Annotated in this window: 13 protein-coding genes; all 13 read left to right on the forward strand. The window is 42.4% G+C overall.

What is annotated here, in order from left to right; all coding sequences use genetic code 11:
* Positions 1 to 43 precede the first annotated feature (43 nt).
* The 13 genes from GC096_RS31495 to GC096_RS31555 all read left to right on the forward strand — a co-directional run bounded on the left by GC096_RS31495 (position 44) and on the right by GC096_RS31555 (position 14,039).
* Positions 44 to 2,596, forward strand: coding sequence for a DNA translocase FtsK (locus GC096_RS31495; RefSeq protein WP_246303069.1), 2,553 nt, complete (start codon positions 44 to 46; stop codon positions 2,594 to 2,596).
* Positions 2,597 to 2,711: 115 nt separating this feature from the next.
* Complete coding sequence (sleB, locus tag GC096_RS31500) at positions 2,712 to 3,491, forward strand: spore cortex-lytic enzyme (protein ID WP_171635867.1); 780 nt, start codon at positions 2,712 to 2,714, stop codon at positions 3,489 to 3,491.
* A gap of 95 nt (positions 3,492 to 3,586) precedes the next feature.
* Positions 3,587 to 4,867 (forward strand): EF-P 5-aminopentanol modification-associated protein YfmF, encoded by a 1,281-nt coding sequence (gene yfmF / locus GC096_RS31505; RefSeq protein WP_171635869.1) that lies wholly within the window; start codon positions 3,587 to 3,589, stop codon positions 4,865 to 4,867.
* 3 nt (positions 4,868 to 4,870) lie between these two features.
* Positions 4,871 to 6,160 (forward strand): EF-P 5-aminopentanol modification-associated protein YfmH, encoded by a 1,290-nt coding sequence (gene yfmH / locus GC096_RS31510; protein WP_171635871.1) that lies wholly within the window; start codon positions 4,871 to 4,873, stop codon positions 6,158 to 6,160.
* Positions 6,157 to 6,912, forward strand: a complete 756-nt coding sequence (gene ymfI, locus GC096_RS31515) for an elongation factor P 5-aminopentanone reductase (RefSeq protein WP_171635873.1) — start codon at positions 6,157 to 6,159, stop codon at positions 6,910 to 6,912. Before yfmH ends, ymfI begins: the two co-directional genes overlap by 4 nt.
* Before the next feature lie 104 nt (positions 6,913 to 7,016).
* On the forward strand, positions 7,017 to 7,268 hold the full coding sequence (locus GC096_RS31520) for a DUF3243 domain-containing protein (protein ID WP_028558337.1): 252 nt from the start codon (positions 7,017 to 7,019) through the stop codon (positions 7,266 to 7,268).
* 93 nt (positions 7,269 to 7,361) lie between these two features.
* The gene (locus tag GC096_RS31525; protein ID WP_171635874.1) at positions 7,362 to 8,213 is read left to right on the forward strand and encodes a hypothetical protein; all 852 of its coding nucleotides are present in this window, start codon (positions 7,362 to 7,364) and stop codon (positions 8,211 to 8,213) included.
* 144 nt (positions 8,214 to 8,357) lie between these two features.
* Complete coding sequence (locus GC096_RS31530; RefSeq protein ID WP_376769543.1) at positions 8,358 to 9,101, forward strand: DUF3388 domain-containing protein; 744 nt, start codon at positions 8,358 to 8,360, stop codon at positions 9,099 to 9,101.
* A 51-nt stretch (positions 9,102 to 9,152) separates the two neighbouring features.
* Positions 9,153 to 10,028 carry a helix-turn-helix domain-containing protein gene (locus GC096_RS31535; protein ID WP_171635876.1) on the forward strand — a complete coding sequence of 292 codons (876 nt, stop codon included), beginning with the start codon at positions 9,153 to 9,155 and terminating at the stop codon, positions 10,026 to 10,028.
* Between the two features lie 145 nt (positions 10,029 to 10,173).
* The gene (locus GC096_RS31540; protein WP_056625112.1) at positions 10,174 to 10,665 is read left to right on the forward strand and encodes a YajQ family cyclic di-GMP-binding protein; all 492 of its coding nucleotides are present in this window, start codon (positions 10,174 to 10,176) and stop codon (positions 10,663 to 10,665) included.
* A gap of 128 nt (positions 10,666 to 10,793) precedes the next feature.
* On the forward strand, positions 10,794 to 12,122 hold the full coding sequence (gene rimO, locus GC096_RS31545) for a 30S ribosomal protein S12 methylthiotransferase RimO (RefSeq protein ID WP_171635878.1): 1,329 nt from the start codon (positions 10,794 to 10,796) through the stop codon (positions 12,120 to 12,122).
* Positions 12,119 to 12,703: a CDP-diacylglycerol--glycerol-3-phosphate 3-phosphatidyltransferase gene (gene pgsA / locus GC096_RS31550; protein ID WP_056625118.1), complete on the forward strand. Its 585-nt coding sequence runs from the start codon at positions 12,119 to 12,121 to the stop codon at positions 12,701 to 12,703. The genes rimO and pgsA overlap by 4 nt, the downstream gene beginning before the upstream one ends.
* Positions 12,704 to 12,788: 85 nt before the next feature.
* Positions 12,789 to 14,039 carry a competence/damage-inducible protein A gene (locus tag GC096_RS31555; RefSeq protein WP_171635880.1) on the forward strand — a complete coding sequence of 417 codons (1,251 nt, stop codon included), beginning with the start codon at positions 12,789 to 12,791 and terminating at the stop codon, positions 14,037 to 14,039.
* The last annotated feature ends 161 nt before the right edge of the window (positions 14,040 to 14,200 follow it).

A 14,200-nucleotide genomic window follows, 5' to 3' on the forward strand; every position in this document is an offset into this window, starting at 1 on the left:
CTCGAGTCAAATATGGTATAATGTGGACTTGGGGGTGACAATCTTGGCGAAACGCAGGAAAAAGACGAAGGCTGTAAAAACCAGCTTATTATTCGAGCTGTATGGAATCCTCATCTTGATTTTCTCGGTCATTGCCCTTGCACATCAAGGTCATGTCGGAAATTCATTGATTTATTTGTTTCGTTTTTTTGTGGGGACTTGGTATTCACTTATACCACTTATTTTCATTTACGTGGGCTTATACGCAATGATCAAACGAGCTTGGCCACAAATGATAACTCCCAAGAAAGCGGGCATTTTGTTGTTCATTCTTGGCTTATTAATCAAGAATCATATTGATTTATTTGCACAGTTGTATCCTAATAACGATTTTACATCGGGTAAAGTCATTTCTTCGACATGGTCAGCTATGCTTGAGGGATTGCATCCTACAGAAGCTGGAAGAGCAGCATTAGAACATGGTATTGGTGGAGGAATGGTAGGCGCTTTTTTATACAGCATCCTCTATTTCCTATTCGATTACCTTGGAGCCAGATTAATCCAATATATGCTTTTTGTTATGGGTTTTATTCTAGCGACAGGTGTTTCTTATGTGGATCTAGGTAATATCGTGAAGGGTCGTTTCAGTAATGTAGGACAAACTTTTAAAGACAGAATGAAAGAATGGCTGCAAGACCGTGATGGACGTGTGCCGCAGGCTCAGGCTGCATCAGCGGGAAGTGCGCCTACTAAGGTGAAGAAGCCAGCTTACGTACCTGTTGATGATGAATTTGATGAAGAAGTGTTTCAACCAGTTAAGCGGGTGAAGAAAACGCCATTATTTATGGAACTCCTTCGACCAATTAAGGAGAACCGGAAGAAATCTGCGGCAAGAGAACGAGATGATATCGAGGATAATTTGTCAGAGGGCGAAGCTGATGTGGCCGGGGAGGAAGTTGTTTACTCGAACCCTGTACCTCCAACGGCTGAACCCATACATAATACAGATGAACCTGCTGGAGCACCGATTATTCGTGATTTTCAAGAACAGGTTATTCAAGAAGCACAACAAGTTGTTAGACCTGCAACTCCTTCAGTCTCCAATAGTACAACAACAGTACCAACTAGTGTGGCTGGAGAGGAGAATGAGCCAGTCACAATTGAGTTTCAAGATGCTCCTGTCATTGTGACTCGTCCATATGAAATACCTTCGCTTGATTTATTAGCAAGGCCAGCTCTAGGCAAAGGAAGCGAAATGGCGGATTACAAAGCCAATGCAAGAAAGCTTGAAGCAACATTAGAGAGCTTCGGAGTTCGAGCTAAGGTTCTTGAGGTAGTAAGAGGTCCTGCTGTAACGCGCTATGAAATCCAACCTGATGTGGGTGTGAAGGTTAGCAGAATTGTTTCTTTAACCGACGATATTGCACTAGCACTTGCAGCAAAGGATATCCGGATGGAAGCACCAATACCAGGCAAATCTGCGATAGGTATCGAGGTGCCGAACTTAGAAGTTTCTATTGTTACGATGCGAGAAGTCATGGAAACGACAGCTTTTCAGGAGTCTAGCTCACGACTTTCCGTAGTTCTTGGACGAGATATTTCGGGTCAACCAATTGTTGGGAATCTGGCAAGGATGCCCCATTTACTAGTTGCCGGTGCTACTGGATCTGGTAAATCGGTTTGTATCAATGGGATTATCACTAGCATTTTGTATAAAGCAAAGCCAAATGAAGTGAAGTTCTTAATGATCGATCCGAAGATGGTTGAGTTGAATGTGTATAATGGCATTCCGCATCTATTAGCACCTGTAGTTACCGATCCGCGGCGAGCATCCCTAGCGCTCAAGAAAATCGTTGTCGAGATGGAGAAACGCTATGAGCTATTCTCCAAGAGTGGGACACGAAATATTGAAGGCTATAACGCGATGTTGACAGAGAGTGGCACTGCACCGCCGCTGCCTTACTATGTGATTATCGTGGATGAGTTAGCTGATCTCATGATGGTAGCAGCTAATGACGTCGAGGATTCCATCTGTCGTCTTGCTCAGATGGCACGGGCTGCGGGCATTCACTTAATTATTGCGACACAACGTCCTTCCGTTGACGTTATTACTGGTGTTATCAAGGCTAACATTCCATCCCGTATCGCTTTTGGAGTTTCATCACAAGTGGATTCGCGAACGATTTTGGATATGGTAGGAGCGGAGAAATTACTAGGTCGTGGTGATATGCTTTACTTGCCAGTAGGTGCATCCAAGCCTGTACGTATCCAAGGGGCATTCCTTTCCGATGGCGAAGTTGAACAGGTTGTTGGGTTTGTACGAACACAGGAACAAGCAAATTATCGGGAGGAACTCGTACCACAGGTTGAAGAAATGCCAGAGCAGCAGAATGAATTTGAGGACGAGCTGTACGATCAAGCCGTTCAAATTGTTTTGGAAGCGAAGCAAGCATCTGTATCCTTACTTCAAAGGCGAATGAGAGTCGGTTATACACGTGCTGCTAGGCTTGTCGATGCGATGGAAGCTAAAGGGGTTGTTGGCCCTTATGAAGGCAGTAAACCGCGTGAAGTATTGATCTCACTTGAACAATATCATCATAATCGGATTAGCTCATAATCCATTTTAGACAAACACTCCCTTAGGGGAGTGTTTTATTTGTATAATCATGGACTCACTTTCTCATAATAAGCAAGAAAAGGTTGTAATTTGAAAAGTGAGGTTGAGAAGGGGAATGAATAAACGACTAATTGTCATTACATTTTGTATCGTATTTGTCTTGGTAGTTTCTTTTCAATTGAAGGGTAAATTCAATCCGCCGACGGAAGAAACATTTAGTAAGAATGAAGTACGCTATGGCGCCACTGGATCAGATGTGTATGAACTTCAAGGTAGGCTGAAATTCATTGGCTTTTATAATGGCGGTATCGACGGCGACTATGGGTACAAGACATTAACAGCAGTAAAGCGATTCCAAGGTGAGTTTGGCATGAAGGTAGATGGTATCGTTGGACCGAAAACCAAATTAAAGCTGTGGGAAGCAACGAAGAGTTGGAAACCTTCAGCACCAGAAACAGCGAATAACAATCAGGGCGCTAACAATAATGCTACGGGTACTGATACACCTGCCAATCTAACGCCCTCCAACAATCTTGGTTATTCGGAACAGGATATTAACTTAATGGCCAATGCTGTCAATGGTGAAGCGCGTGGTGAACCATTCATTGGACAAGTTGCTGTAGCGGCAGTTATTTTAAATCGAGTGAAATCGGCAAGCTTTCCGAACACAGTATCTGGTGTTATTTTTCAACCAGGTGCTTTCACCGCTGTTGCTGATGGTCAAATATGGCTAACACCTAATGAATCATCGAAAAAAGCCGTGAGGGATGCTTTGAATGGACTGGACCCAACTGGTGGTTGCATCTATTACTTCAACCCAGAAACGGCAACGTCCAAATGGATTTGGACAAGAAAACAAATTAAAAAAATTGGCAAACACATTTTCTGTGTGTAAATTGGACAAGGAGAAGGAACCACAATTGGTTGCTTCTCCTCTTCGTATAGGAATATAATGGATTTATCACACGGACATAGAAGGGAGACTGACCTTTGAAGCCTATTCAATTTGAGCGCAGCAGTTGGAAACACATCCGTATACATGTTCTACCGACAGATCGTTTCAAAACATTTGCCATTTCCGTATACATAGGACGCCAATTAGATGAAGAAACGGTCACAAGTACGGCAGTAACACCTTTTATCCTTCGCAGAGGTACAGAGCTACGTCCTGAAACGAAGCAATTCCGGGAGTATTTAGATGATTTGTACGGTGCAGGGTTTGGTTTTGATATTTATAAGCGAGGCGATTACCAAATCGTTCAGCTACGAATGGACATTATCAATGATCGATTCGTGAAATCAGCGGATTCTTTGCTGAAACAAGGGCTTGATTTTGTAGGTGAAACGTTAACTCGTCCAGCATTAGAAGATCAACATTTTCGCACAAAATATGTAGACGCAGAAAAGCAGACACTTCGTAAACGAATCGAATCGGTCATCAATGATAAAATTCGTTATGCTGCCGAACGTTGTATGGAAGAAATGTGCAGCGATGAACCGTATCGACTTCATCCTTTGGGTAAAATAGAAGATATCGACGGTATGAATGCGGAGAAGCTTTACGAACAATATAAAGAATGGCTCCAAACTTCACCAATGGATATATATGTTGTTGGCAACACAACGCTAAGTGAAGTTGAAGAAATTGTGAAGCAATCGTTCGCGATTGAGCGGAATGCTGATGCAAGCTATGTCACATCTGCGCCGCGTGGCGTAACTGGTGAAGTGAAAACGATCGTAGAACGATTGGATGTAAACCAAGGAAAGCTGAATATGGGTCTTCGTACAAACCTTTCATACAGCGATGATCAGTACCCGGCTGCACTTATGTATAATGGAGTTCTAGGCGGATATCCGCATTCCAAATTATTTACGAATGTTCGTGAGAAAGCAAGTCTAGCCTATTATGCTTCTTCTCGTTTTGATGGACATAAAGGCATTTTGACCATTCAGTCCGGTATTGAGATGGCTAACTATGAGAAAGCCGTGGATATCATACGTAAGCAACTGAAAGCTTTGGAACAGGGAGAAATCACTGACATTGAATGGAGTCAAACAAGAGCGATGATTTCCAATCAGTTGCGTGAAATACAAGATTCAGCGTTTGAGCTGATCTCATTTGATTTTAATGCCATTTTGTCAGGAAAAGAGCGCACGGTAGCGGGTTTAATTTCTGCAGTCGAGCAAGTGGATATTCCGGCAATAGCAGAAGTTGCGAAACGAGTGCAATTGGACACGATATACTTTTTACGGGATCAGAAGGGGGAGTAAACCATGCAGAGTATGCCATATCCACATCTTGATGAAACCATTTATCATGAAAAGCTTGATAATGGGCTGCATGTGTTCGTGTTACCCAAACCAGGTTTCCAGAAAACGTATGCAACTTTTACAACCCAATATGGGTCAATTGATAATCATTTTCAAGTTCAAGGTAAAGATGTCGTGCGAGTACCAGACGGTATTGCGCATTTCTTAGAGCACAAAATGTTCGAGGAACCGGAAGGAGACATTTTTGCAACGTTTGCTACGAATGGTGCATCGGCCAATGCCTTTACAAGTTTTGACCGGACTGCCTACTTATTTTCATCGACGGATCGCTATTTAGAAAATTTAACGACATTAATTAATTTCGTGCAAAACCCTTATTTTACGGATGAGAATGTTGAAAAGGAAAAAGGGATTATCGGGCAAGAGATTAAGATGTACGAAGATAATGCGGACTGGAGAAGTTATTACGGCTTAATTGAATCTTTGTATGCGAAGCATCCGATTCATATTGATATTGCCGGAACTGTTGCGTCAATTGCAGAAATCACCAAAGAGACGTTGTATGAGTGCTATAACACGTTCTATCATCCGAGCAACATGAGTTTATTCGTTGTAGGAGGCGTAGATCCACAAGAGGTTATTACGTTAGTGAAAGATAATCAAGCTGCTAAAACTTTTCCGCCACAAGGCGAGATCCAAAGGTTTTTCCCTGAAGAGCCAGTCGAAGTCAAGGAAGCTCGCAGGCTTATCTTACTTCCAGTTTCTTTGCCGAAATGTTTAATGGGCTTCAAGGAAGCCGCACCAGCGGTTACAGGCAAGCCTTTACTGGTAAGAGAATTAACGACCAAATTAATGTTGGATGTCCTATTTAGCTCCAGTTCTGATATTTATCAAACACTGTATGATGATCAATTAATTTCTGATAATTTCGGTCATGAGTATAACTGTAGTGATGGGTATGCGTTCTCCATTGTTGGAGGGGATACCAAGGATCCGGAACAACTTATTGCAAGGATTCGTGACGAGGTTGAAAAAAGGAAAGAAGCTGGACTCGATAGTGTCACTTTCGAACGCAGTCGTAAGAAGAAGATTGGCAGTTTCTTGCGCATGATGAACTCACCTGAATCCATTGCGAATGAATATACCAAATATCGGTTCAAAGGGATCGATCTCTTCGATATCTTGCCGGTTTATGAACAGCTAACGCTTGAAGATGTGAATCGTCGCTTCCGTGAGCATTTTGATTGGAGCAAGCTCGCAGTATCCATTGTACAGAGTCGTGAACCATCGTGAGTGTTGGTAAACCATTTAGTGAACAGACCGTGCTGATTACGGGAGCTAGCAGGGGAATTGGTGCTGCAATAGCCCAACGTTTCGCCGCGGTAGGCATGCAGATTGTCATTCATTATCGGGATTCACATGAGGCAGCCAATGAAATTGCCCGTTCTTGTATGAAGCAAGGGGCAACGGTATTGACGGTATCCGCGGATATTCAATCGCATGAGCAGATTCTCAAAATGAGAGATAAGCTTGAACAAATGAACATGGTACCAGACATCCTCGTTAATAATGCAGGTATTTCTCACTATGGGATGCTAGCTGATGTGACAGAAGAAGACTGGGATCGTGTTATGAATGTTAATCTTAAGGGTTCTTTTCTTTGCACTCAAGCTTTTATGTCCGCTATGGTTAAACAAAAGTATGGTCGCATCATCAACGTATCCTCAATATGGGGCATCTCAGGTGCTTCGTGTGAGGTGCTTTACTCAACGGCCAAGGGTGGCCTTAATGCGTTTACGAAAGCGCTAGCCAAAGAACTCGCTCCATCGGGTGTTACGGTGAATGCCGTAGCACCGGGGGCTGTTCAAACCGATATGATGGCCGGCTTCCAGGCTGACGAAATTGATGCTATTACCAACGAAATTCCTGTTGGACGGCTCGCATCTCCGCATGAGGTAGCTTCGCTTGTTTATTTCTTAGCCTTGCCTGAATCCGGTTATATTACAGGTCAAATCATCTCACCCAACGGGGGCTGGCTTACTTAATTACAAGTATCTATGGCAGAGAAGTCCACGCATAATTCTGTTTTGAGAAGCGCATATTACGTATGTAATGACCATTTCTCATAACTCAAAGGAGGCTTCTTACTATGGCTACTGTACTTAAAGTGTTCGACAAATGGAAAGAGTTTTTGGCTGAACGCGTGAGTCAGGCTGGACATGCAGGGATGAGTGATGAAACCATCTCCAAGCTCGCTTTTCAAATTGGAGAGTTTTTGGCAGACAAGGTAGATCCTCAAAATGAGCAAGAACGAGTTCTCAAAGAGTTGTGGGATGCTGGGGATGAACAGGAAAAGCATACTCTTGCGCGCCTCATGGTAAAATTAGTAGACAAAGGTTAATAACCGTTTTACAATTCAATAGGGTATGATGTGAAAGCCTCCTCTTTCGGAGGCTTTTGCATGCTTTATAAGCTGGAAAGGAATTATCCATGTATGCATAAGACGCGATTATTACTTATTTTAACCTTATTATTATCACTACTTGCTGGTTGCGGGAATCGTGGAATTCCAGTTATTAAGCAAGAACTGCTCGATCAGAAAATGTCTGTTTTAATGCTCTCAAGTAGCGGGTTATCAGCATCAGCCAAAGACGTGCTAGGTCAAACTCTAAAGAATTGGCGAGACGGAAATTCGATTGCTTATGAATGGGTCAAAGATTTAAATGCGCTGGATGATAATGTGGATTCGAAACTAAAATCGAAAACATATGATTACATATACGTTGTTGGAAATGAGCTATTCCCTTCAGCTAATGAGAAGATGGCATTAGGTCTTACAACGGGTAAATGGACTTTTTTACAAAGTCAGCCGTTTGCAGAGGGCAGCGCAATTACCGTGAATGAGCAGGTATCTTTGTTACAATTGGACTTGCAACAGATGGAAACCATGAAGAATAAGGCGATTCAAGATCTTCTGTCTCAAAATGCGGTTATCGAATGGGTGACGCAAAGTGAGCGTCCAATTCCATCTGCATGGGCGCCTTCCGAGGAAGCCGATCACATTGTTTTGCTAAACAATAACAACCAATGGTTTCAGCAGTTGACTTTTCAAGTACATCAACATCGCGCAGGATGGGTTATTTTTTACAGCCCTGTGAGTGAAGATCAGCTGCAGAGAGCTAAATCTTTGGGTGTATCCGTAATGGATTTTGCGGGGGCGTTAACTGCAGATCTGAATTGGACACAAATTCTTGATAACCGGCTCGCCATGATGAAAACGCATGCTTGGCAAAAAGGAATACAAAATTACAATCCGCAAGAGCTAAAGGAACTAAAAATGAAATAATATCAGGGTAGTTCGGTTTTTGAGAAGGATTATGGCGGAATTTGTAGAAATTAATTAAATGGACATGAACAGTCTGGTTCATTTACAGATTTGAGTGACAGAGATGATGATGAGGTGGAAGAATTGGACGTTAAAGAATGGTATATGGAATACAAAATTCACAAGAACCGTCCCGGTTTATTAGGTGATATAGCTTCATTAATGGGGATGCTGGATATTAACATCGTGACGATTAATGGGGTTGAAGATCGTACGCGTGGTATGCTTCTACAAACAAATGATGAAGAAAAAATTGATTTAATGGGTAAAATGTTGAGAAAAGTAGATAATATTACTATTACTGCGTTGAGACCTCCAAAATTAGTTGATATTTTGGCTGTTCGCCACGGCAGATATATAGAGCGCGATTCTGACGATCGCAAAACATTTCGCTTTACGCGAGACGAGTTAGGCTTGTTAGTTGACTTCCTAGGTGAAATATTCAAACGCGAAGGCAATCAAGTTGTTGGACTTCGTGGCATGCCGCGTGTTGGTAAAACGGAATCTATTATTGCTGGCAGTGTTTGTGCGAATAAACGTTGGACATTTGTTTCTTCCACTTTATTGAGACAGACCGTTCGCAGTCAGCTTTCTGAGGATGAAATGGCCCCGAACAATGTCTATATCATTGACGGTATTGTTTCGACAATTCGTTCCAACGAGAAGCATTACAGTCTTTTGCAAGATATTATGGGTCTGCCTTCAACAAAGGTTATCGAGCATCCAGACATTTTTATTCGCGAATCGGAATACACCTATAATCACTTCGATTATATTATTGAGCTCCGGAACAGCCCGGATGAAGAAATTAACTACGATTCGTTCACTTATACGTCCGAACCTTTTTAATGTTTCAAACGTCAATAACAGGATGAATAATTCCTTCGGGGAGGTGACCATATGTCTGACTTAGGCTACATTTTGCGCAAAACTCGACTTGAAAGAAAAATTTCGCTGGATGATCTTCAAGAAGTTACTAAGATCCGCAAGCGCTATCTAGAAGCCATTGAAGAAGGAAACTACAAGGTGCTGCCAGGAAGTTTCTATGTGAGGGCTTTTATTAAAAGTTATGCGGAAGCATTAGGGCTTGATCCGAATGAAGTTCTGAATATGTATCAGTCAACGCTTCCAGCTCCAACGATTGAGAAGCCCGTTGTGGAAGCGATTCGCAAGAATAGATCGAGTGTTCGCAATACAGAAAAGATGAGCCGCTGGGCTTCGAGCCTGATGTTTATCTGTTTTATTTTGCTCATATTCGGGATCGTATACTATTATACATATAAGAATTATAAGGGAACGCCAGCGGATGAGAAGCCAACGCAAACGCAATCGCCGCGCATTACAGACTCGACGAACCCATCGCCGAGCACGTCTGTTAATGCTACGGGGGATGGTAAAGCAATAGGGCTTTCAACGCCAACTCCAACACCAGCTCCAACCCCAACACCGCCTGCTGTGCAGGTGAAATTTAGCGCTACTGAAAAGGGTGTAGATAATTACATCATTACAGGTACTGCAAATTTGAATATTGAATTCAAAATTACCGGTTCTTGCTGGATCGCTGTTAATGCACTTACCCCTGAGGGTGAGAAAGGGGCATTGCTAAGACAGAAACTGTATAATGCCGGTGATACGGATACATTTGATTTAGCAAGTTCAGCTTTTTTGAATGTTGGTGCAGCTAGTGCATTGCAGCTCATGGTTAATGGCACTCTCGTACCTGTTGGCGATACGCCGAATCCGAAGCGGGTTCAACTGAATTTGCAGAAAAGCTAGCAATTTGCCAGTTCCTGCGCTTTCCCGGGTAATGAAAATAGTTGAATGGGAAATATTCGATGCCATTGGCGGTTGGATATTTCCTTTTTTACGTGTTCTTGCTATAATGCTAATGTAATTTGATGGAAGGGATGTTGGGATGTAGATGAGTTCAGAGAGTTCGTTTGATATTGTATCCAAAGTGGATATGCAAGAACTTAATAATGCGATTCAACAAGCGGAGAAAGAGATGTTGACCCGTTTTGATTTTAAAGGAAGTAAAAGTAGCATTAAATTAGATAAAGATCAGCTTGTTGTCACTTCGGATGATGAGTTTAAGCTTCAGAACGTCCTTGATATTATGCATGCCAAAATGACCAAACGTGGAATCTCGATTAAAAATCTCGAATATTCCAAGGTAGAGCCAGCCGCTGGTTCTACAGTTAGACAGAAAATCAGCATGAAACAAGGTGTCGATCAAGACAACTCCAAGAAAATTAATATACTGATTCGTGATTCAAAATTGAAAGTGAAAACTCAAATTCAAGGGGATCAAATCCGTGTAACCGGAAAGAGCCGTGACGATTTACAGGCAGTTATCGCGTTGCTTCGGAAAGCAGATATTCCATTGGATTTGCAGTTTGTTAATATGAAATAAACAGGAATATATGCTTACTTGAAGGAAAACCCCCTGGATGCAGGGGGTTTTTACATTTTGACACCCCTATTGGCTTGTATTATACTGGTAGGGAGTGTTTTTTAGGACTATTGGAGGTTGTTTCTTTCATGACAGAAAAGGTTAAAGTAGTTACTCTCGGATGCGAGAAGAATTTAGTTGATTCCGAGATTATGTCAGGTTTAATTCATGGCCGTGGTTTCCAACTTGTAGATAACAAGGAAGATGCTACAGTCATTATCGTGAACACTTGCGGGTTCATTGATGCAGCTAAAGAAGAATCCGTAAATACAATTTTGGATATGGCAGAACTGAAACAAACAGCGAATCTCAAGGCGCTAATCGTTTCAGGCTGTTTAACACAACGATACAAAAAGCAGTTAATGGAAGAGATGCCTGAGATCGATGGCATTGTAGGTACGGGTGATTTTGATAAAATTAATCACATTGTGGACGAAGCGCTTAGAGGGAAGAAACCGGTTCTAGTAGGGAATCCGGTATTTAACTATGACGCTGACCTTCCTAGACTGATGACGACTCCTCGTTATACAGCCTATGTGAAAATTGCAGAAGGTTGCGATAACGCTTGTACATTCTGCTCCATTCCCATTATGCGCGGTGCTTTTAAGAGCAGAAGTATGGAATCGGTCGTTGCAGAAGTTGCTAACCTTGCGGCTCAAGGCGTTAAGGAAATTAGCTTAATTGCCCAAGATTCCACAAACTATGGAACGGATATCTATGATAGCTTCATGCTTCCTACCTTGCTGAACAAAGTAAGTGAAGTTGAAGGCATTGAGTGGGTACGTCTGCACTATGCATATCCGGGCTTCTTCAGTGATGAACTGATTGAAGTGATGGCAACGAATCCTAAAGTATGCAAGTACATTGATATGCCTTTACAGCATAGTGAAGATTCTATTCTTAAACGTATGCGTAGACCTGGCCGTCAAAAGGATACGCGTGAACTTGTTCGTAAAATTCGCGAATCCATTCCTGATGTTGCTTTGCGTACGTCGCTTATTGTTGGTTTCCCAGGTGAGACTGAACAAGATTTTGAGAACTTGAAACAATTCGTGCGTGATGTTCAGTTCGATCGACTTGGTGTGTTTGCCTACTCCAAAGAAGATGATACGCCAGCAGCAAGACTGCCGGATCAAGTGCCTGATGATGTGAAGGAATACCGGGCTAACGCAATTATGGAAATTCAACGTGAAATTTCAAATATTCGCGGCGGTCGACGTATTGGGCAAGAAATTGACGTGCTTATTGAAAGATACGATGGCAGAAGCGACGTTTATATTGGGCGCTCCCAATTCGACGCACCTGAAATTGATGGTGAAGTATTCGTATCAAATGCTAAATTGAACATTGGAGAACTTGCGAAAGTTCGTGTTACCCACTCCTATGAGTTTGACTTATCCGGGGAGGTAATTGCATGAACTTAGCTAACCGCATCACCGTAGCGAGAATTTTATTAGTACCCATCATCATGTTCTTTTTGTTGATTAAGGTAAAATTTCCTCAAATACGGATAGAGGAGTTTAGCATAACGTATAATCAAATTATTGCTGCTTTAATTTTTATTATTGCTGCGAGTACAGATAGCTTAGATGGTTACATTGCTAGGAAACGTAATCTTGTTACGAATTTGGGCAAGCTTTTGGATCCATTGGCAGACAAGCTGCTTGTTACCGCTGTACTTGTTTCATTAGTAGAAATGGATAAAGTTGATGCTTGGATCGTTATTGTCATTATTAGCAGAGAATGGGCTGTGACTGGACTTCGTCAAATTGCCCTCTTAGAGGGTACAGTCATGGCGGCCAGCAAATGGGGCAAAGCGAAAACCGCGGCTCAAATTACAGCCATCATTGCACTGCTGATTAATAATTTTCCATTTACGTTTCTAGATTTTCCCTTTGATGTTATAGCTAGTTGGGCTGCAGCAATTATTACCGTTTATTCAGGTGTGGAATATTTCGTTAAAAATAAACATGTCATAGACTTTTCTGAAAAGTCATAGTTCCATTAAACGTTACCTCTAAACGCGGTCGATCAATAATGAGCGATCACGTTAGAGGTTTTCTCATTTTAAGGAGGTTGCATAAATGAAAGCAGAAATCATTGCGGTAGGAACAGAACTGTTGCTTGGTCAAATCGTGAATACCAATGCGCAGTTTATTTCTAGAGAATGTGCAGCACTAGGGATTGATATGTACTTTCAAACGGTTGTTGGTGATAATGAACAGCGCTTGTTGGACAGCCTTCGCTTAGCTGCTTCTCGAGCTGATGTTGTGATCTGTACAGGAGGATTAGGGCCAACGCAGGATGATCTGACTAAGGATGTATTAGCTACACTGACTGGCCGTAATCTGGTGCTTCACGAGCCTTCTATGGAGGCTATTTCTGAGATGTTTGCTTCTAGAGGGATTCATATGGTGGAAAGCAATCGTCGTCAAGCACTTATGCTAGAAGGAAGCGATCCCTTACATAACGAGACAGGTTTGGCTGTAGGAAATGCGCTCACATTCGAAGGGACACATTTCGTGCTTTTACCGGGACCTCCGAAAGAAATGAAACCGATGTTTACCAAATATGCGATGCCGTGGCTTCAATTACGAATGACAAATGAAGTTCCGCTGTATTCGAAAATGTTGAAGTTTGCAGGTATTGGTGAGTCCAATTTGGAGCATCAGTTGTTAGATTTGATTCAAACACAGACAGACCCGACAATTGCCCCTTACGCCAAAGAAGCTGAAGTAACAATACGATTAACAACGCGTGCCTATGAGGCAGCAGAAGGCGAGCTGAAGCTGCAAGCCACGGAAGCCGAAATTAAGAAGCGCCTTGGTGAGTATCTATATGCCGATCAGGACGTCCCTATTGAAACGGTAGTCTTGCAATTGCTGGCAGCCCGCAAGAAGACGTTGACAGTCGCTGAGAGCTGTACGGGAGGTTTGATCAGTGATTTAATAACGACAGTACCAGGTAGCTCAGAATCCTTCTTAGGCGGGATTATCGTTTACTCAAACGCGTTAAAACATAAGTTGCTCGGTGTGCCAATGGATATTTTGGAGGGGGAAGGTGCTCCGGGTGCTGTTAGCAGCGAAACAGCCGTCATTTTAGCCGAACAGTTGCTAGTTAAGACTGGTAGTGACTTTGGCATCTCCGTGACCGGTGTGGCGGGTCCAAGCCCGTCTGAAGGGAAGCCTGTAGGGCTGGTCTATGTGGGATTAGCACAGAAGGATGCGAAGACGGAAGTATTTACGCTCCAACTTTCAGGCAATAGGGAGTCAATTAAATTAAGAGCTGCTAAACGTGCACTCTATCAATTATGGAAACAGTTGAAAGAAAACTAGAAATCCTCTATAATCAGAGTTAGTTAACGGAAGAACCGTAGCAAAGCGATAACTTTGTTACGGTTTTTTGTTTGTTCGCAAAAAAACGAATGTATGTTCGAAAAAATGCTTGGCAAACATGCCAAAACAAGTTATCATATACCTATAATGATAGAAGGAAG

The organism is Paenibacillus plantarum, from assembly GCF_013141695.1.
In the GTDB taxonomy this organism is placed as follows: domain Bacteria; phylum Bacillota; class Bacilli; order Paenibacillales; family NBRC-103111; genus Paenibacillus_E; species Paenibacillus_E plantarum.